Consider the following 19,968-nt stretch of genomic DNA (forward strand, 5'->3'; position numbering starts at 1 on the left):
GAAAAATTACACAATATCTTGAATTTAAGCCCTTCATTTTTACCCTGATATTGACAATGTCTGAATTGTCTTATTGGTAGACTCTATTACAGCCTCCTTGGGAATGGGCAGCACATGACCGCTGTTGCTGATATTTTTGGCTATTCTCTTCCTGAACTCAGAAGGTGTTATTCCCTCGCATTCTTTAAAGGCTTTGTTGAAGTTTTGCTGGTTGTTGAAGCCACATTCCAATCCGATGCTCGTTATATCCTTATTCGTATTTACAAGAAGAAATTCAGCGTTGTTTATTCTGTGAATCTTGACGTATTCAGGGAAGGAGGTCTTAACTATTCCTGAAAATATTCGCGAAATTTTGTAGGGACTTACGCCGAATTCTCTGGAAACAGTCTGCAAAGATATGTTTTCGGTACAATTATTTGCTACATACGATATGACTTCTTCTGTCAGATCATAATCGCTGCTTTGTGTTCGCTCTATTAAATCCATGTAAGGATAACAATGGCATTCTCAATAAAAACCACCGTCCATGATCGTGTAGATATAGAGGAAAAAGACGCTACAGACGATGAGAACCGGAATTGGATTGAATTAAAAGTCTATCACAATGAGGTTTTCCATGATCCGAAAGCAACTCTAAATCAGGATTTGTGCGCTGCTATTGAAAAGGCTTATAAGCAGTATGGTTTGCAAGAGCCTGTTTTTGAAGAATTCGGTGATGGAATCAAGGCTACCGTATATAGATTGCAAGCGACAAAAACAAGCGGCAAGCGAAAAAAATAAGCGGAAAAGACAAAACTGCTGAAAATAAAGAAATGATAGTTGCATATATTACTGCCCAGGAAACTTGAAAATTACTGGCGGTTAGCTTCAATGAGCTCCTGCAGCGAGATATGGACGTTTCTGTATCTGGCTTCGGGATTGGGTTCCTGCACAGAGGCAAACTTGATGGCCTTTGCCGGACAGGCCTGTATGCACGCCATGCAATTGATGCAGTCGGTGTAATCGTAGACCGGCCGTTTGTCTTCTATGCGGATACAGCCTCTGGGGCAGATGCGGCTGCAGGTCCCGCATCCCACACACTTTTCATTGACCTGGTAAAGGGGAAAGGAGTACATGGGGCCAGCCTGTTCCCTGTAATGGATATAGCCATTATAAAAATCTGATTCTCCCTGTGGTGAAGGCTGGATATAATGGGTTCTTGCGTCAATATCAGCCTTGATCTGTGCAAGATGCTCCTCAACTCTCTTCGTATCCTCAATCTTCCGCTGTTCGTCCATGTCAAAAACGATGATGGCGTTGTCGTGCATGATGACAGTATTGATATAATCGGCTTTTTTTCCGATGGAGGAAAGAAACTCCTGGGTGCGGACGGCCACGCCGCCGTGGTGCATGCCAAATGTGACGATCAAGTAAAAATAACTGGTCTCGAATTCAGAGCCGGCTATGAAATCCTTCACCATAGGCGGAATCTCAAACTCAAAGAGGGGGCAGACGACGCCGATCTTGTCGGCCTTGTAATGCCGGTTTTTCTTTTTCAATTCCTGCGGAATGCTGAGCAGTTCGCTGTCCAGCTTTTTTGCAGCGTACAGGCTGTTTCCGGTGGCTGTAAAATAAAGAATCATCTGATGAACTCCTTTCTTAGGAGGAACCTTTTCGGCTCGTTTCTCTCTGCTATGGTATCAGCAGCTGTTTTTATGGCCATACTGTATCATGTAATTACAGGAATGTAAAATAGAAATAATACATGCTTTGAGATACATTTTTGCTATGGCGGGTCTTGCGGCAGTCAACATCTGGTTTTACAATCATACCAGAAGCAGTCTCAGTTTATTTCAGCAAAGTGAGGGAAGTCATGGATCTGTTCAGTCTTGAGATTTTTATTAAAGTTGCGGAAGAAAAGAATATAACGCGGGCAGCGGAGCAGCTGCATCTGTCCCAGCCCACGGTATCCCGGCGGATTCGCGAAATGGAGGAGGAACTTCAGAAGGTGCTGTTTATCCGGACCAACAAGGCGGTCGCCCTGACGGATGCAGGAAAACAGTTTCTCGAAGCTTCCACAGACATCATCACCATCTTCAGCAAAGCCGTGCAGCAGGATTCCGGGCAGGAGACCCTTACGGGCGATATCTACATTGGATCGGGGGAAATCCCCGCTTTTTCCCGCCTGGCAGCCTATATTAAGGATTTCCGGCAGCAGCAGCCAGGAATCCGGTTCCATATTCTATCGGGAAACGCGGAGGAGATCCGCGACGACGTGGAGAAGGGCGTTCTGGATCTGGGGCTGATCACGCGGTCCGTGGATCTGGAATCCTGTGAAAGCCTGGAATTTCCTGAGAAAGCCCGTTGGGGGATTCTGGTCAGGGCTGATCATCCTCTGGCAAGGAAAAATACGATAAAAGCGGAAGATCTGGAGGGAGAATCCCTCATCCTGCCTGAAAACCGAGTTTATCAGCGGGAACTTACGGAAAACCTTTCGAAGGACATTACCATCGCCGCCAGTTTTACCCTGGCCCATAACGCCGTCCAGCTGGTCAGACAGGGACTGGGGCCGATGCTCTGCTTTGACGACCCTTCTCTGACTGCCGAAGAACTGAAATTTGTGACGATGGCTCCTTACCGAGACGCAACCCCGATCCTGTTCTGGAAAAAGCGGACGATCCGATCGGAGCCGGTAGACGCTTTCCTTCATTATATTATGGAAAATCTGAATCAGTGAACACAGCCAGGTGTCCCACTTTGCGCAGAAGGGATTTTCGAAATAACCGAAGATGGTGGAGATCAATGTCAGAAGTTGGCTGCATAGACCCTGCCACAGGTTCGATCCCATTCCAGGAGGACTTCCGGCTGTCGTTTTCCCGCCGTCCCGAGCGGGTTCTTGGTGGTAAAAAACTGAGTGCGCATAAGCAGAGAACGCTATGCTTGACTTGCTTCCTGAAGCTCATCCCATACTTCTTTTGCCTGACGGAATACCGCCCAGCCTTTCGGCCAGCCCACATACATTGTGGCATTGTCAGATTCCAGTTATCCGGCAAAGAAAGAAGGGTAAGAAGCATACCACGCTCTGTTAGTGATAGGTTTCTGTCCCTCATGATGTTTTGGGAGACTACTGTATAGTTTCCCTGAGTTTTATTTTTAAGTATTGCCATTTAGTTGCTCCTTTGACTGGATTAAAAAAAGAGCTTTTTACTCTACTATTTGTTCTACCAAAAAGTTCTTATTATGTTTTTTATTCCATGTTAATCTGTGTTAAACTATGTTTTGGGCCGACCGGAGCGAAGCGGAGACCGCAGGTTCAAATCCGTCCGGACTCAATCCAAATTTTCAAGTTTTTGAAAGTATGATGGGAGGGAGTACTACCCCCAAACTATCCCCAAACTACCCCCAAATCATTCCAAGATTCCATATAAAAAAGTATTTTAAAGCTCCACCTTCGGAAGATTCCACCTGTAGTGGCTCGCCATAAACCTGAAAAGAATAACAAACACGAAGCTTACCACCATGGCCACATTCCAAGTCTTCATTATCTCATGTATGATCACCATGATGATTCCTCCTATTATCACAGGAAGAGCATAAACATGCTTAACAAAAATCGCAGGCATCTGGTTCGCAAGAACATCTCGTAAAACTCCACCTCCAACTCCCGTTATGAACCCAAGGAATACCAGGAGAAACATATTATCATCATAACCAAAATTGGCACCTATCATTACTCCGTCGACCATAAATGCGGCAAGGCCAAGAGTATCAAAAATAAACAATCCCTTATCATATACTCCGAAAAACTTATCCGGAACACTTTTACGAAAATACATTATAAGAAATACAATGTTTGCCACTATTACCGCAACCATGACATAAAAAGGATTAATAAACATCTGTGGTGGGAAACTTCCCATAACAATATCTCTTGTAAGTCCTCCACCGCAGGCTGTCATAATAGCAAGAATATTCACCCCAAATATATCCATTTTCTTATGGATACCAGTGATCGCTCCTGATATTGAGAAAGCCACAGTTCCTATAAAATCAAATATCCCCAAAAGTAGTACTGACATCTCTTTCCCCCGATTCCTCTATCAATTTAATTTTCTCTGCTCTGGAAAGCTGCTTTATATGCCACTCCCTGCTCATAGCCTCCTCTTTAGTACTGAAGGTCTCATAATACACTAGCTTAACAGGAAGCCTTGGCTTTGTATACTTGGCACCTTTCCCTGCATTATGTTCGGCAATCCGTTTTTCAAGATTATTCGTCCATCCGCAGTATAAGGTTCCATCTGCACATTCAACTATATATGTATAATTCATATTCCCTACCATAAATTAATTTTATACAAATCATTAATTTATCTACAACCATAATCTAAGCTATTACCGCACTTATTTATGGCTTCTTTCTCCTAAAATTCACTATGATTATAATACAGAAAAATTACCAATACATAAATTAATGATTTCATGTCAGCTAATTATTATTCTGAATCATTACACAATTATCGCAATATTTTTTGTTGACTATCAAACTCAAAAATGCAAATATTGAAGATAGATTGAATTGTATTTTGGGAGGTATCATAGATGCTCGTTATGCGTATTAGATAATTTTGATCCTATTTTAGCATTGCCCTGTTGTGGGCTATTTTGTGTTGCGCATTTTTAAGGAGCATACTCCTTATTTTGGATCAGATTATTCTATAGCATATCCGAGAAATCTTTAGTCGATTGACGTTATAGCATCGCTATTTTGATGCTAATAGGGTTCTATTTCGACCTCTGATATTAAAATCGGCATATGATGATAGATTTGTATCCGTCTGCGCAGCGCAGGCGGATTTTTATTTTTGTAGCAAAACTGCTTAATAAAATCCTGCCACATAATCTTTATCTACTAATCGGAGGACAATTATTTAATGGATAAAAAGAGATATTCTCTTCTAAAAAACATGTGCTTTTACAGCAATGAATACCTGCGCTTTGACAAGATTGGATTCCTATTTGCAATCCTTCTTATTCCTTCAAGGATCTTAAAATCCCTTGTTACGATTTTCATTCCTAAGATTATCATAGACTCCATTGAAGGATTCGAGAGTGAGAAAGCCTTCCTTGTTCGCATAGTCTTAATAACTGCTGCCATGGCAGCAACCTCGATCCTGGAACTATTAGCCAAAAACACCATGGAACACAGTATGAACTCCTTCGTGCTCATTAGATTAAACCGCTTGTGGATAGAAAAGGTTTCCACCATGGATTATGAAACATTCACATCAAAGCTGGGAAAGCAGTCCTCAAGCAAGGCAAGACTCATGCTTGAGGGAACAACCAGATGGGGAATAGGCACCTATATCCCAAGGTTGATCGATCTTAGTGTAAGCTTTATCGGTTTTGCAATATATGCCATTTTGCTTGTAAACGTGCATCCACTGGTTCTTATTTGTTTGCTGATCACCTATTTTTTCAGCCTTCTTATAACTCTAAGCGCCGAAAAAAAGAAACAGCTCCTTAAGGATGACGTAGCCAGAGCGGAGCGCAAAATGAACTATTTTGCTTACAACACAAGAGGTCTTAGCATTGCAAAAGACATTCGAATCTACTCTATGCGGCAATGGATAACTGAAATGACTAATTTTGCAAGACTTGATATGAAGCAGATAGATGAAAAAGTTCAGGATTATCAGATGCATGTCCTTATAATAAACAGCCTTATTGTTTTTCTGCGTGATGGAATTGTTTATGCCGCTCTTGTATGGCTGGCCCTTAATAGCCGTATCACTATAGGAGCTTTTGCGCTCTACGCTGCTGCCGTTAGCGGCCTTGGTGAGTTTCTCTCAGAGATAACTTCAGGTATGGGGGCCTTTAGAGAGGCTGATAATGACGTCACTGATTTCAGGAAATTCCTGGATCTTCCAGATGAAAATGTATCCTCAGGAGAAAGTCTTAAACTCACCTCCGCTCCTTCTATTGAACTTAAAAATGTATCTTTTTCATATAATGATGAGACTCCTGTACTTAATAGCATTGATCTGAAGGTTAATCCAGGAGAAAAAATTGCTATAGTCGGTTCAAACGGAGCAGGAAAGACCACTCTGATAAAACTAATATGCGGGTTATTACATCCAAAGACAGGAGAGATTCTGATTGATGGCGTAAAAACGGATTCTGTTTCCTTTGATGCTTTTGCTGACAGTATTTCCGCTGTATTTCAGGATTCAGCTCTTTTACCTGTAAGCATAAAAAGAAATATCATAATGAATGATGATGAAGCTGACGAGTCAAAACTTTCGCGGATCATATCAATAGTCGGTCTCGAGGAAAAGATTTCGTCACTTGAAAATGGAATAGAAACTCCCCTTGTTAAGCATATCACCGAGAATGGAACCGAATTCTCCGGAGGAGAGGTTCAAAAGCTCCTGCTCGCAAGGGCTGTGTATAAGGACTCGCCAATATTGATTCTCGATGAGCCCACAGCAGCAATGGACCCTATCGCCGAACAGAATGTCTATTTGCAGTACCATCAGCTGGCAAAAGATAAGACCTCATTCTTCATATCTCACAGACTATCATCCACCAGATTCTGTGACCGTATCATACTGATAGATGGCGGCAGAATCAAAGAGATCGGAACACATGATGAGCTTATGAAAAAAGGTGGAATGTACCACGATATGTACATGGTTCAGAGCAAATATTATCTTGAAGGAAAGGAAGAAGCTATATGAGAAAAAATGGCAGAACACTTATAGAAGACTTAAAACTCATAAGACGGGGCATGATAGAATTCGGCACATTTCTTCCGAGGCAGCTAAGGCTACTCTTCATAGCCTCTCTTATTTCAATGATAATACCCTATATAGGAATATACATGACCTCTATGGTTATCAGCGAGCTTAGCGGACTAAGGCGAGTATCCGCACTTATTACATATATAGCTGTATCTATTTCTCTTACACTGCTTTTAAGTGTGCTATCCGCAATTTTAAATAAGAAAATTAATGTGGGCTACAATCAACTCTTCCCGGCTCACGAGATACGGCTTAACGAAAAAGCCAACGCCATGAAATACTCCCTTCTTGAAAACGAAAAAATAAGAGCCCTCAGGGATGAAGTCTCAGGAAGTATTGATTGCTCCGGTGCTGGAATGGGAAGTCTGTACTGGGACTGTGGATCAATATTTAATGCCATTATTTCAGGAGTTATCAGCATAATTATTCTTGCGCTTAATGTCGGAATCGAAGGCACAACTCTAGGCTTTTCAGGATCGATGTTTAGTTTTGCAAACTCCGTATGGGGATATTTTGTATTAGCTTTGGTTATACTTATCTCCGCTTTCATATCATCAAAAATGACAGCCAAAATATTTGACGTATCCTTTGATGTATTCTTAAATGGTGCAAAGTATAACCGCTATTCAGGCTATTACAAACTTGAATACCTCTCAGATGATAAATCTGCCAAGGATGTTCGCCTTTATCACCAGAAAAGCCTCATACTAAAAGAAGTTCTGGACAAGTGCTATATACCATTTTCAAAAGGAGATAAGAGAGAAAAAGACGCATCCAGCATGGGTAACGGCGTCCTTCTTTTTCTCAGCGCCATTACCGGAGGTGTTGTATATATCCTTGTAGGCGCAAAAGCGATGAACGGCAGTATTGGCATAGGTAATGTACTTCTTGTATATGCGGCGGTTACCATGCTGATAAAGGCCTTAACGGATTTTTCCATGACATTTACAGACCTTAGAAACAACAACGAGCACCTCATCAGATATTTTAACTACGTATCACTTGACGAAGAAAACGCTTCCGCTTCAAAAACAGACATAACAGGTAAAGGAGAAGTCGTAGTAGATAACGTCTCCTTCAAATACCCCGGTTCCCGGAATAACACCTTAAATAATGTTTCACTAAAAATCTCTGACGGTGAAAAAGTTGCAATAGTAGGTGCTAACGGATCAGGAAAAACAACGCTGGTCAAACTGATTTGCGGTCTCTACGATGTTTCAAATGGAAGCATAACTATCGGGAATATTCCTGTCTCGGTTGTTTTTCAGGACTTTAGTCTGCTCTCGCTACCTATAGGCAATAATATCTCTGCCGGTGCTCTATGCGATAAGGCAAAGGTTTGGAATGCTCTTGAAAAAGTAGGAATGAAAGAAAGAGTAGAAAGCTTTGACAGGAAGCTGGAGCAACCTCTTTTCAAAGACTACGATGATGGCGGCTGTGATCTATCCGGAGGTGAGGCACAAAAAATCGCCATAGCAAGGGGCATCTACAAGGATTCTCCCCTCTTCATCCTGGATGAGCCCACAGCTGCGCTGGACCCTTATGCAGAATATGAGATATTCACAAAGATGAATGAAATATCAGCTAATAAGACAACCATTTTCATTAGCCACAGGCTTTATTCCTGCAAATTCTGTGACAGAGTCATTGTTATGGATAAGGGCCAGATTGTTCAGGAGGGCACTCATGATGAACTAGTCAGCATTCCCGGGAAATATTCGGAAATGTGGAATGCCCAGGCAAATCATTATACAGACTATAACGCATCATAAAAATCATTTATAAAAAAGGCTGTTATCCCGAAATGACCCGAGATAACAGCCTCTATAATTTAATTAAGTATTTAGTTCGTCTTCATTCCCACAATCGAACCAATTGCATTGTTTGATGACAAGGTTCCATGACAAATAACATTTCCCTGATCGTCATAGTCGAAAACGAGCATCATTACAATGCCATCCCAGCTTACAGTGGTTATACCGGATTCCTCATCATAATCATTAAGAATATCCTCTCCAAAATACAGATTTTGTCCTGTTTCTGTCTTAGATACTCCTGATGCACCTGTAATTTCGACTGTCATCGCATAAAGTCCGTCAATTTCTTTCACTGAAGGATGCTTCTTTTCACCTTCAGTAGATACTTTAACCTGCCTCGGATTTTCTACCCTAAGGCTATTTACAGTATCCATCAGAATCTCTTTATAAGTTTCCGAAGAAAGATATGGCTGGGTACTTCCAAAGTAATAGAAATGCCTGTCTATGATCGTCATATAACAATACGAACTCATTGGACAGGGACAATCTTCAGAGACAAAGGTTGACTCGCATAGCAGGCCCTTTCTGCCATTTATCTCAGTCTCCTTCTTAAGTATCTCAGTATCAGATGACTTTAAGAACTGATTTCCAAAGATCTTAAGAAGCTCCTCATCAGTGTTATTATCATAAGCAGGGTCTGTCAGATCATCCGTGTGAATCATCATAAATGCCGGTATATCATCTGAATAATAGTAGAAAAGTGTAGCATCGGTCTCTTCCTTTTTGAAGTCCCTTGAAACATCAAAAGTTGCTATACCATAAGTACAACTATCATCATATTCCGGCTTCTCATATACATAATCTCCATAGAATAATCTAAAGCTGTTATCATCATTCTCCAACCTGCAAGGCAGATCATATATATTTTTGTCGATAAATGTTATTTCAGGTATTCCAAGATCAGTTGATATACCGGTATACTTTCCGAATACACGAACCTGTTTGCCTACCATTTCCTGTACCAGTTCATAATACCGGTCGTTCCCGCTATCTCCGCAGTAAGCAGCCCAATTACCATCAACCGTCTTTATTATTATGGTTTTAGCATTATCGTCATAGCTCTTTGCTATTCCCTCAATCCAGATCGGATTTTCAAGAAGTGACTCATTATCCTCTCTAAACTGAGCATAATCACTGACCTTTTCAAATTTATCAGTATATTGAGCATCCGTAATCTCTGTTTCTTCAGCCTTTACCTGAAGCGGCAGAAGCAAACACATAAACATCATTAACAGTGAAAATGTTGTTTTTTTCATCATAAAAATATCCCCCAATCGTGTACAACTAAATTTCAAAGGCTTTTCTTTTCCTCGAACACACTATAACCTCACGAAAAGCACAAATCGATTAAGATTCGCTAAAAATTCAGATAAAATTCTAATCAAGAACCTTTTTCATTACTCATTTTTGATGTCTCAATTTCAGTATTAACAAGAACTTTTGAAGTTTATATTTTTTTAATCTATGAAAAGTCCATATTTTTATTGAATAAAAGAATCACCTTAATGCTTTTAGTAATGAAATAAAATTACACAGGGTACATATTCTCTTAACATTTAGACCATGAAAAAGTCATATATAGAAAGAATGTTTGCAATAAAAAGGACGAGCAATCAAAAATCGCTCGTCCTAAAATGATCATAATATTTTTTTTACCATACAATAAGGCAATTGCCCTCGGCTGTTAGCGGATGTTCCTCAAGGATCTTCACCTCTCTGCCAAGAGCCTCTAATTTCTCAGTGAACTCTTTAACAGTATATCCATCCATTTTTCTCTCAGATTCAAGATTCCATGTCAGATATCCATGTCTTGCTTTTTTAATGACTTTTTTAAAATAGCTGTCCTGAATCACACGGACAAGCTCGCTGTAAGCATAATTGCTCATAACGAGATCACAACTATCCACATCTGAGTCCTTAATAGTGGTTCCGTCAACAAATCTTGCAGCTTCCGTGCCGGCAAATTTACCGGTATATCTCTTTGCCAACATAAGAGGTTCGGGAAGATCAATAAGATAATATGCATTCATCGGATGATCAGCACTTATAATCCTGAACTGTCCGCCATAACCTACCCCGATCTCAGCAACAGATTTTATACTGTCCATATCAAACAGCTCCTTTAAATCATAAAGGACCTTAATGTATCGAAGAGTTGTCGGAGAAATGCTTACCTCTCTGCCACCTATGTTATATACATATTTTCTGGGTGATCCTACGGTATCATTTTTCACGTACTCTGAAATTCTCTCTGAGATTTTATCAAAGCCGCTTTTCTTCTTAAGCTCGTCAAGATATTGCTGTCCCTGCTCAAATGATAAATGATCAAGAATTAGATTATAAATCTCATTTCTTCTGAAATGGTTAAACATAAATCCATTCTGACTTGCAACCTTGCAGAAAATCGGATATTTACCATCGTCAGAAACACTGCTCCCGCCTGAACTATTTCCAATATGTTTTGCTAGAATTTTGTTATCCAGCTTCTTTTGAACTCTTTCATAAAAAGTTGCCATTTTTACTCTTATACCTTCCCCTATATATTTCACCATTATACATCCAGTACAATAGTAACAGGACCGTCATTGACAGATTCCACCTTCATATCAGCGCCAAATACTCCGGTCTGAACTTCAAAACCTCTGTTTCTGCACTCAGAAACTACAAGCTCATAAAGCGGCTCTGATATCTCGGGTCTTGCAGCATCTGTAAATCCGGGTCTTCTGGAGCTGCAATCGGCATACAATGTGAACTGACTGACAATCAATAGTTCTGCTCCTGCATCCTTAGGATTAATGTTCATCTTACCATTATCATCTTCAAATATCCTAAGCCCACAGATCTTATCAGCAATCTTTTTGGCTTGCTCTTCGGTATCCCCGGTCTTTACACCAAGAAGTACCAAAAATCCTTTTCCTACCTCTGATACCTTCTGCCCGTCAATTGTAACGGAAGCAGACAAAACTCTTGTCAAAACAGCTCTCATATATCCCCCTTATCAGACTCTGCCTGCACTAATAAAAGATCACAAGGGGAAGTCTAAGATTAGTTACATAAGCTTAAGTATATCGTCTCGAACGCCATCCATACGCGCATCCGAAAGACCAAAATCCATCTCCTTGTAGCTCCATGCTGCACGGCCAATATTGTACTTATTAAAGCATGTACCTATAGCAGTATACCACTTAAGAACATCCTCGGGAGTTGCTTTTTCAATAACTCCATACTCTCCGCAGTAAAGAGCAACATTTCTCTCCTCTGCTACTCTTACAGCCTCCTCCATATACTGCTCGAAGTACTCGATTCCAAGCTTCCTGTCAGGATCGTCTACCTTCATCTCCTCAGGTCTGTTACCAAGCTGAGCAAATGCGTTGTCATCATACTCACGATATGTGGAATCAAAAGGCATTCTGAAATCCACATCCATTGTATCAATCCATGCTGCTCCCTGATGAGTAAATACCAGTGGCTCATAGCAATGGAAATTATATACCACATTCTCATCATAGGGTGCACAGATATCCTTCAGAGCAACAATACTGTTGTTATAGTAGCCACCGACAAGAATCTTTATTGTAGGAGCAAAAACTCTGATTCTCTTAATGCATTCCGTGGAAATACGATTCCAGGTGTCGCAATACTCCTTCTTTGTAACTTCATTAAGGAGTTCGAATGCAAGTCTGTCCTCATATTTACCAAAACGCTTTGCAAACTGCTCCCAAAGTTTGTAAAAACGCTCCTGATACTTCTCATTTTCAAAGAAGCCTGCTTCCTGCTCGCCATTATCAAAGCTGTATCCGAAGGTTTTATGAAGGTCCAGTACGGTATTAAGGCCATATTTCTCAGTCCAGTCAAGGGCCTTCTGAATATAGCCAAAGCCATCTTCTTTATAATTACCTTCTTTATCCTCCACAAGATCATAGTCAACCGGGATTCTTATGTGGTCGAGACCCCAGCTTTTAATCTTTTCAATATCGCTCTCAGTAATAAAATTATCATATCTCTCCTTGGTGTGATCGCACTGTGAGAGCCATCCTCCAAGGTTTATTCCATGTGAAAATCCCGGGAACTGTTTCATTTCGTTATCTCCTTAAGCAAATTATTTGTAAATAGAAAACTTCAGGTGACTATTTTATTACTGATTATTGGTATTTTTATACTAAAAACATACTATTTTTGTCAAAATTATGCGAATTGCCAAATAGATAAGTCTCAAATCCACAGAAATCACAGCTTATGCTTTATGCCTCTACAACAGCATTAACAAAAGCATGAAGCTCGGGCTCATCTGTCTCATGAAGTGCACTCTTAATTGTGAGCATAGGTTCAACAATAGTCACATTCTTAAGTGCAGAGAGCTTTTCTGTCATAAGCTTACCTGAAGCGGGAGCCCAGGTACCATTCTGTGCAAGAGCAAATGTTCTGTTCTGAACAGTAAGTGCTGCGCAGTCTGACAGGAAATTTTCCATCGGAATATAAATACCATTATTGTATGTTGGGCAAAACAGCACAATCTTACTGCAGCGCCATACCTCTGAGATCAGTACGGATGTGTGTGTCTGTGAAACATCGTATACACTGACCTTTTTGCCACTCTGCTCACGAATCATGGCTGCAGCCTTCTGAGCCGCACTCTCGGTATGTCCGTACAGACTTCCGTAGATAACTACTATTCCGTCATCCTCGGGAGTGTATGTACTCCACTTCTGATATTTATCAATAAACCAGCCGATATTCTCTCTCCATACAGGTCCGTGAAGCGGGCAGATAAGCTTGATATCAATACCTGCTGCCTTCTTAAGAACTGCCTGAACCTGCATACCATATTTTCCAACAATATTAGCATAATATCTTCTGGCATCATCAAGGAAGTCTTTTTCGAAATCATACTCATCAGCAAATATGCCGGCATCTATTGCACCAAAGGTTCCGAATGCATCTGCACTGAAAAGAGCTCCTGTAGCCTGATCGTATGTAAACATTGCCTCAGGCCAGTGAACCATAGGTGCCATAACAAAACTGAGAGTATGCTTTCCAAGCTCCAATGTATCGCCTTCAGCTACCGTTATTTTATTCTGAGCGCCAAGCTCCGGGAAAAACTGAGAAAGGAAAGTAAACGTTTTAGCATTACCCACAAGAGTTACATCAGGATAGAGTGCTACAACCGTTGCTATTTGTGAACAATGGTCGGGCTCCATGTGGTTTATCACGAGGTAATCAAGCTTTCTGTCTCCGAGAACCCCTTTGACATTCTCCAAAAACTGATCAGATATAGAGATATCAGCCGTATCAAAAAGAGCGGTTTTATCATCAAGTATTACATAGCTGTTATAGGAAACGCCGTTCTCAAGCGGGAAGATATTCTCAAATCTTGAAAGCCTTCTGTCGCTTCCGCCAACCCAGTAAGTGTTGTCAGTAATTTCTCTGAAATTGATCATTGTTTGCCTCCTTCTTTTAAATAAGGGCGCCAGTTTTTGGCGCCCTTATAATATAAATCAGTCTATCTCTATCTCTTCATCCTCAGGGCTCTTTTCCTCTGTGGATTCATGATATTCTTTTTCTGTATTAACACTCCAGATGTTGCTTCTGTCCCTTGTACCGCTGAGAATATTCTTAACAGTCTCAAAGGATGTGCACATCGAATGATCAATGTTGTTATATCTGTGCTGACCATTTCGACCTACACAGTAAAGGTTATCAATAGTGTTCAGATAATCAACAAGCTTGTCCATCTCATCATATGTATCGAAGTAAGCAGGATAAGCCTTCTTAACACGCTCAACGTGGTAATCGATGACCTCACTCTCCTCATCGATGAGATTGATCTTTACCATCTCCTTTATTGCCATCTTGGCAAACTCATCGTCTGTCATGCTCCACATGGAATCGCCTTCATTACAGAAGTACTCAAGTCCCATCCATACGGTTTTGTCGATGTCCTTAACAAGGTAAGGTGACCAGTTATTATAAATCTGAAAACGTCCCATGGATACTGTACGATCATGTACATATACCCAGTTATCAGGAACAATATTGCCGATAGTTTTGGTGTTTGTCTTATTCACAAGATTAAGGTGCGGAATAAGAACACCAAGTGTCATGTAATCTCTGTAAGGAAGTCCTGCAGCAATTCTTGCAGGATCAGCAGGAACATCATTCATACCTGCTACAAGATCCTTTACAGGCATTGAGCTAATAACATAATCACCCTCAACGGTAACATTCTCACCGTCCTTCACATAAGTAACACCTGTGAGATGATCTCCGTCTTTATTGATCTTAACGACCTTGGCACCTGTTATTATTGTGCCACCTTTTTTCCTGATCTCGGATGCTGTAACATCCCAAAGCTGACCGGGACCGAGCTTAGGATAGCTGAACTCCTCAATAAGAGAAGTCTCAACCTTTCCGCCTGTCTTACCACTCTTTTTCTTAAACGCATTGGCAAGAACAGCCATAATAGATACGCCCTTAACACGCTGAGCGCCCCAGCTGGGATCTATCTCTGAGGGATGTCTTCCCCAAAGATTAGCTGTATAATGCTCGAAAAACATGGAGTAAAGCTTCTTACCGAAGCGATTTACATAAAAGTCCTCAAGTGAATTCTCTTTGCGTTTAAACAAAAGTGCCTTAATGTATGAAAAGCCTGCAACAATTGTTGTGCCAAGACCCATGTTTGTGAAAGTCTCAACCTTCAATGAAATAGGATAATCAAAGAACTTGCCATTGAAGAAAATACGTGAGATACGATTTCTTCTGAGCATAACCCTGTCCTCTATCTCCGGATCAGGACCACCCTTTGCAAGAGTTGATGCACGCTTCAAAACTATATCGTCATAGGACGGGCTACCCTGTCTGGGAAGCATGTTGTCCCACCACTGGTTAACTTCAGGAACCTTGGAGAAGAATCTGTGTCCTCCCATATCCATGCGGTTTCCTTTATATTCAACAGTTCTGGAAATACCTCCAAACTTGTCAGTCTCTTCAAAAACGATAACCTCGATATCATCTGACTTTGTAAGTAACTCATATGCTGCCGTAAGACCTGCAGGGCCGGCACCTATGATTAATGCTTTCTTCATTTTTAAATCTGCTCTCCACTATCTTAATTTACTATCTTCACAATAGTGTAATTTTATCATTATTAATAATTTATGTCGACTGATTATTTTCTTTTAGTGACGCAATTGTTGCTTCCACAAGCTTCATATCTATGGGCTTTGACACATGTGCATTCATTCCGGAGTCAAGCGCTCTCTGAACATCATCGGCATAAGCGTTCGCAGTCATAGCAATGATGGGTATTTCGGTAGCTCCATCCTTATTCAGTTTCCTTATTGCCTTGGTAGCCTGATAGCCATTTAGAAGCGGCATCTGAATGTCCATAAGTATCATGTCATAATAGCCGGGCTCCGCCTTTTCAAACATCTCCACTGCTTCCTGACCGTTTGAAGCTCTAACAACCAATGCGCCTTCCATACCCATTAGCTCAGATAAAATATCCGCATTAATGTCATTATCCTCAGCGGCAAGGAACCTCATACCCTTAAGGATACTCCGTCTCTCGTCACTATTGCCCAAGCTTGTTCTGCCTACAATATCTTCCATAAGCTGCATAAACGTCGACAGGAAGAACGGGTTCTGAATAAAGTCAAAGATTCCTGCCTCTCTTGCGTCTGATGCTATTTCTTCCCAATCATCCGTAAGAAGAATCATTTTCGGTTTATGCTTTAATTTCTTTTTATTCACATACTCCGCGATCTCAAAACAGCTAAGACTCCTTATCATCATACCAATGATAATGATATCAAAGCCTCTCCCGTCATCATCTCCTGCTTCAATGAGCTTTATTGCTTTGTAACCGCTTGTACAGAAAAATACCTCAAGTCCGGTATCATGAAGTGCAACTTCAACATTCTTGCATTCCTTCATATCATCATCAATCACCAGGACTCTGTTAAGATTATGATTTTTCCAGAAGTCTCCGCTTTCCTGTCTCACTCCGGGAAGTCTTAAGGTGATTATAAAATTAGATCCCACACCTTCCTCGGATTCTACTGAAATCGTGCCACCCATCATCTCAACAAGACTCTTTGTGATCGCCATTCCAAGACCAGTTCCCTGAATTCCGGTTGTCTCTTCCTTCTCTTCTCTGGTAAACGCTTCGAAAATCTTTTCCTGGAATTCTTTGCTCATACCGATTCCATTATCTTTTACTGAAAATCTGAGCTCCCACAGATTGCCATTTCCAACCTTCTCCTCTTCTATTGAAAAAGTGACTTTTCCGCCTTCAGGAGTGTATTTGACAGCATTTCCAAGAATATTTACCAGTACCTCATTAATCCTTTTCTTATCACCTATAAAAGTATCCTGCTGCATTCCGGTCGAATACATGCGATAGTCAAGCTGTTTGCTCTTTGCCTGAAATGCTACAACTGAATTGACCTCCTCCAAAAGAAGTCCAAGGGCAAACTCCTCACTGTTTATATCTGTCTTGCCACTCTCGATTTTGCTCATATCAAGAACATCATTTAGCAGAGACAACAGATTTTGGCAGGACAGTCCAATCTTATGGGTGTAATCTCTTACCTTCTGAGGATTATCCGAGTTCTTTGCTATAAGAAGATTAAAATTCGTTATGGCATTCATGGGAGTTCTGAAATCATGGGACATATTTGCAAGAAAGCTTGTTTTTGCATCATTTGCAGCCTTCGCAACAGCTATCATGTCTTCCATCTGCTGATTTCTCTTAACCTCGTCCGTGATATCAATCCATATAAGGAGATACCAGTCCCCTCCACTTTGGGGTGAATGATTTATACTCCCTCTGAAATACATGATTTCACCGGTCTCCTGATTTATAGCCTCAAGTATTTCCGCTTCGATTGTCTGACCAACCGGCAGCTTCGCGATTTTTTCAAGAGCAGGAGCATCCGTTTTATTTATCTTTATTCCCATCCTTAGAAGAACACGAATATCATCGCAGATACTCTCTCTTGGTACACCAAGAATTTTCTCTGCATTTTCAGTCAAAAATATAACTCTGTAATCCTTACCTGAAAAAATGGCTGCAACTGTCCTTTGCTGCTTTACAAGAAAATCAAAAAACCATTCTTTACATTTGCTCTGTTGATCCATAAAAATATCTCTGCTCTCACTCATAGGACTTCATGCCCCCTAACCTTAAACGCCCTGACCGTATTCTCAAAAAGCTTTATGTCTATCGGCTTCGGTATGTGGGCATCCATTCCGGATTCACTGGTTTTTTCTATATCATCCCTGAATGCATTGGCACTCATTGCTATAATAGGTATCTTACCTGCATCCTCTCTTCCGCTGTCCTTAAGAGCTCTGATAGTGGCTGCTGCCTCATATCCATCCATGTTCGGCATCTGTATGTCCATAAGGATCATATCGTAATATCCTGCTCCTTTATCCTTAAACATCTCAACAGCCTTCTCGCCATCCTCGGCCACATCCACAAGCTCAGCGCCTCTCATTTTAAGTATTTCAACGAGAATTTCCGCGTTGAGCTCATTATCCTCCGCAGCAAGAAAACGCATGCCCTCAAACACGCTTACTTCTTCCTGATCTTCCTTTTGATTTCCACTCTCTAAAACTTCTTCGAGTTCTTTTATTTCCTCAAGCTCCGTCTTCTTTGCAATATCAAATGCAACCCTTACCATAAAGGTGCTGCCCTTGTTTATCTCACTCTCGGCAGTTATGGCTCCTCCAAGCATTTCAACCATCATTCTGGTAACAGTAAGTCCAAGGCCGGTCCCCTGCTCCTTTGTTGCATTCTTCCTCTGTTCCTTCTTAAACGGTTCAAAAACATGTTCAATGAACTCTTTGCTCATGCCGATTCCATTATCTGAAATCTTAAATGCAAGCATTAGTCTCTCTTCATCGCCCTCATTTTCAGGATATACTTCGAGGCTGATCGTTCCACCATCATCTGTATAAGTAACTGAATTCTGAATAATATTTTTCAAAATTATTTCCAGTTTCAGAGCATCACCGACAAAAGCATCCTCCTTCACTTTGCTTCTGTCTATTGTGAAGTTCTGCTTTCTGTTATCCGTGAGGGCCCGCATCTCTTTATCTACCTTTGTAAGAACATCACTCAGGTAAAATCTTTCATAATCAACCTCATCACCACCCTGCTCCATTTTGCTAAGGTCAAGCACACAATTGATCATATTAAGCATATTGCGATGGGCATACTCCGCTTTTTCCCCATATTCTTTAACCTTTTCAGGATCATCCGCATTCTCTTTCATAAGCGTAAGATACCCCGCCATGGCATTCATGGGAGTTCTGAAATCATGGGACATGTTCGCAAGAAATCTTGTCTTGGCATCATTTGCCGAATTTGCCACTACCAGCATTTCCTGCATGGATGTGTATCTCATCAGCACAATAATAACTATCAGGACAATTGCAAATGCTATGATAAGTAGAATATTGTTGACCTTTTTTACCTGGTCTATGCTTTTGTCAACAGAAGCAGACGGAGTCAGGCAGACGAGCATACTATCAGCCATTCCGCAGGGCATAAAGGTTACATAGTAAGTAATCCCATCAACCTCCATGACAACAACTCCGGTCTTTCTTTCTTCAACTTCCTTTGCTAAGCCATCACCGATCGGATCATAGAGCATGGTTCCGTTCTCTGTAACGTATTGGACAATATTCTCTTTTTCACGGGATTGTTTTACCGATGTGATAATGAGATTACCATTTTGATCCACAAGATAATTAAGAGAGCCCGCCATATCACTTCTTTTTACGGATAAGCGGCTCTTCATCTGGTACGAATCAAGCCCAAGGCCAATGGCACGATAAGAAAAGCCATCGAATTTTCCTGGCTTTACGCTAAGCACAAACAGATCCAGACGTTTTCCGTTGGATCCTATAATATGAGATACCTGTCTGTCACCAACAGTCTTTAAGCGCTCCAAAAACTCTTCGTCTTCGTCAATTGTGCCTGTCAGCCCTTCGGTATCAACATAATTCCCTTCAGCGTCAAACAGAAAAATCTGTTCAATGTCCCATATTCTTTTTTCAGTAGAAATGTAATTAGTGAAATTTCCGATTCCGGATTCTTTCTCATGTTCAAGATGATACGACCAGCTTCTGAGTAATTTGAAATGTCTCGTAAATCTGGTCGTAATAACAGACTCCAGCTGAGAATAATAAGTAGTCAGCTGAACCATTCGATCACTATAGATAAATCTGCTCTGAATAGTATTAACCAGTAAAATCAAAATAATAAAAAGCAGAGCAATGACTATCGGCACTGTCCATTTTGACTTTTTGGCACTACGCATATTAACCCCTCATGAAAATAGCGCACCGTGTTAGATAGTCCC

General features: G+C 40.9%; 16 protein-coding genes. 4 read left to right on the forward strand and 12 right to left on the reverse strand.

All coding sequences use genetic code 11. The features are described from left to right. Positions 1–39: 39 nt before the first annotated feature. Positions 40–486 (reverse strand): helix-turn-helix domain-containing protein, encoded by a 447-nt coding sequence (locus G586_RS21240; protein ID WP_026526181.1) that lies wholly within the window; start codon positions 484–486, stop codon positions 40–42. 12 nt (positions 487–498) lie between these two features. On the opposite strand from G586_RS21240, the gene G586_RS0100945 reads away from it, so the two are divergent. Then, entirely contained in the window at positions 499–780 is a 282-nt protein-coding gene (locus tag G586_RS0100945) for a hypothetical protein (RefSeq protein ID WP_026526182.1), read from the forward strand. A 71-nt stretch (positions 781–851) separates the two neighbouring features. Here G586_RS0100945 and G586_RS0100950 read toward each other — a convergent pair whose 3' ends face one another. Next, entirely contained in the window at positions 852–1,622 is a 771-nt protein-coding gene (locus G586_RS0100950; RefSeq protein WP_026526183.1) for an EFR1 family ferrodoxin, read from the reverse strand. A 230-nt stretch (positions 1,623–1,852) separates the two neighbouring features. Between G586_RS0100950 and G586_RS0100960 the strand changes: the two genes are divergently transcribed. Then, on the forward strand, positions 1,853–2,716 hold the full coding sequence (locus G586_RS0100960; protein WP_026526184.1) for a LysR family transcriptional regulator: 864 nt from the start codon (positions 1,853–1,855) through the stop codon (positions 2,714–2,716). A 700-nt stretch (positions 2,717–3,416) separates the two neighbouring features. Here G586_RS0100960 and G586_RS0100970 read toward each other — a convergent pair. Together G586_RS0100970 and G586_RS0100975 are read right to left on the reverse strand one after the other, a co-directional pair. After that, entirely contained in the window at positions 3,417–4,058 is a 642-nt protein-coding gene (locus G586_RS0100970) for a trimeric intracellular cation channel family protein (RefSeq protein ID WP_026526185.1), read from the reverse strand. After that, positions 4,030–4,308 carry a GIY-YIG nuclease family protein gene (locus tag G586_RS0100975; RefSeq protein ID WP_026526186.1) on the reverse strand — a complete coding sequence of 93 codons (279 nt, stop codon included), beginning with the start codon at positions 4,306–4,308 and terminating at the stop codon, positions 4,030–4,032. Before G586_RS0100975 ends, G586_RS0100970 begins: the two co-directional genes overlap by 29 nt. Positions 4,309–4,910: 602 nt before the next feature. On the opposite strand from G586_RS0100975, the gene G586_RS0100980 reads away from it, so the two are divergent. Further along, positions 4,911–6,716: an ABC transporter ATP-binding protein gene (locus G586_RS0100980; protein ID WP_026526187.1), complete on the forward strand. Its 1,806-nt coding sequence runs from the start codon at positions 4,911–4,913 to the stop codon at positions 6,714–6,716. Next, entirely contained in the window at positions 6,713–8,551 is a 1,839-nt protein-coding gene (locus tag G586_RS24420) for an ABC transporter ATP-binding protein (RefSeq protein ID WP_051204337.1), read from the forward strand. Before G586_RS0100980 ends, G586_RS24420 begins: the two co-directional genes overlap by 4 nt. 71 nt (positions 8,552–8,622) lie before the next feature. On the opposite strand, the gene G586_RS0100990 is transcribed toward G586_RS24420, so the two are convergent. The 8 genes from G586_RS0100990 to G586_RS24425 form a co-directional block, all read right to left on the reverse strand. Next, positions 8,623–9,855 carry a hypothetical protein gene (locus G586_RS0100990; RefSeq protein WP_026526188.1) on the reverse strand — a complete coding sequence of 411 codons (1,233 nt, stop codon included), beginning with the start codon at positions 9,853–9,855 and terminating at the stop codon, positions 8,623–8,625. A 393-nt stretch (positions 9,856–10,248) separates the two neighbouring features. After that, entirely contained in the window at positions 10,249–11,112 is an 864-nt protein-coding gene (locus tag G586_RS21255; protein WP_196811522.1) for a putative sugar O-methyltransferase, read from the reverse strand. A gap of 35 nt (positions 11,113–11,147) precedes the next feature. Beyond that, positions 11,148–11,582: a D-aminoacyl-tRNA deacylase gene (gene dtd, locus G586_RS0101000; protein WP_026526189.1), complete on the reverse strand. Its 435-nt coding sequence runs from the start codon at positions 11,580–11,582 to the stop codon at positions 11,148–11,150. A gap of 63 nt (positions 11,583–11,645) precedes the next feature. Continuing rightward, a complete protein-coding gene (locus tag G586_RS0101005; protein WP_026526190.1) occupies positions 11,646–12,674 on the reverse strand; it encodes a glycoside hydrolase family 5 protein in 1,029 nt (342 codons plus the stop codon). A gap of 163 nt (positions 12,675–12,837) precedes the next feature. Continuing rightward, positions 12,838–14,034 (reverse strand): FprA family A-type flavoprotein, encoded by a 1,197-nt coding sequence (locus tag G586_RS0101010; protein WP_026526191.1) that lies wholly within the window; start codon positions 14,032–14,034, stop codon positions 12,838–12,840. Positions 14,035–14,091: 57 nt separating this feature from the next. Further along, positions 14,092–15,678: an NAD(P)/FAD-dependent oxidoreductase gene (locus G586_RS0101015; RefSeq protein ID WP_026526192.1), complete on the reverse strand. Its 1,587-nt coding sequence runs from the start codon at positions 15,676–15,678 to the stop codon at positions 14,092–14,094. 70 nt (positions 15,679–15,748) lie between these two features. Then, complete coding sequence (locus tag G586_RS21260) at positions 15,749–17,758, reverse strand: hybrid sensor histidine kinase/response regulator (RefSeq protein WP_051204341.1); 2,010 nt, start codon at positions 17,756–17,758, stop codon at positions 15,749–15,751. Then, positions 17,755–19,926, reverse strand: a complete 2,172-nt coding sequence (locus G586_RS24425) for a hybrid sensor histidine kinase/response regulator (protein ID WP_051204343.1) — start codon at positions 19,924–19,926, stop codon at positions 17,755–17,757. Before G586_RS24425 ends, G586_RS21260 begins: the two co-directional genes overlap by 4 nt. Positions 19,927–19,968: the final 42 nt, after the last annotated feature.

Source organism: Butyrivibrio sp. VCD2006 (genome assembly GCF_000423925.1).
Lineage (GTDB): Bacteria > Bacillota > Clostridia > Lachnospirales > Lachnospiraceae > Butyrivibrio.

Excerpts from the sequence above, each read along its gene's own strand:
- G586_RS21240 (WP_026526181.1), bottom strand. The coding sequence starts at position 486 with ATGGATTTAATAGAGCGAACACAAAGCAGCGATTATGATCTGACAGAA.
- G586_RS0100945 (WP_026526182.1), top strand. The coding sequence starts at position 499 with ATGGCATTCTCAATAAAAACCACCGTCCATGATCGTGTAGATATAGAG.
- G586_RS0100950 (WP_026526183.1), bottom strand. The coding sequence starts at position 1,622 with ATGATTCTTTATTTTACAGCCACCGGAAACAGCCTGTACGCTGCAAAA.
- G586_RS0100960 (WP_026526184.1), top strand. The coding sequence starts at position 1,853 with ATGGATCTGTTCAGTCTTGAGATTTTTATTAAAGTTGCGGAAGAAAAG.
- G586_RS0100970 (WP_026526185.1), bottom strand. The coding sequence starts at position 4,058 with ATGTCAGTACTACTTTTGGGGATATTTGATTTTATAGGAACTGTGGCT.
- G586_RS0100975 (WP_026526186.1), bottom strand. The coding sequence starts at position 4,308 with ATGAATTATACATATATAGTTGAATGTGCAGATGGAACCTTATACTGC.
- G586_RS0100980 (WP_026526187.1), top strand. The coding sequence starts at position 4,911 with ATGGATAAAAAGAGATATTCTCTTCTAAAAAACATGTGCTTTTACAGC.
- G586_RS24420 (WP_051204337.1), top strand. The coding sequence starts at position 6,713 with ATGAGAAAAAATGGCAGAACACTTATAGAAGACTTAAAACTCATAAGA.
- G586_RS0100990 (WP_026526188.1), bottom strand. The coding sequence starts at position 9,855 with ATGATGAAAAAAACAACATTTTCACTGTTAATGATGTTTATGTGTTTG.
- G586_RS21255 (WP_196811522.1), bottom strand. The coding sequence starts at position 11,112 with ATGGCAACTTTTTATGAAAGAGTTCAAAAGAAGCTGGATAACAAAATT.
- dtd (WP_026526189.1), bottom strand. The coding sequence starts at position 11,582 with ATGAGAGCTGTTTTGACAAGAGTTTTGTCTGCTTCCGTTACAATTGAC.
- G586_RS0101005 (WP_026526190.1), bottom strand. The coding sequence starts at position 12,674 with ATGAAACAGTTCCCGGGATTTTCACATGGAATAAACCTTGGAGGATGG.
- G586_RS0101010 (WP_026526191.1), bottom strand. The coding sequence starts at position 14,034 with ATGATCAATTTCAGAGAAATTACTGACAACACTTACTGGGTTGGCGGA.
- G586_RS0101015 (WP_026526192.1), bottom strand. The coding sequence starts at position 15,678 with ATGAAGAAAGCATTAATCATAGGTGCCGGCCCTGCAGGTCTTACGGCA.
- G586_RS21260 (WP_051204341.1), bottom strand. The coding sequence starts at position 17,758 with ATGAGTGAGAGCAGAGATATTTTTATGGATCAACAGAGCAAATGTAAA.
- G586_RS24425 (WP_051204343.1), bottom strand. The coding sequence starts at position 19,926 with ATGCGTAGTGCCAAAAAGTCAAAATGGACAGTGCCGATAGTCATTGCT.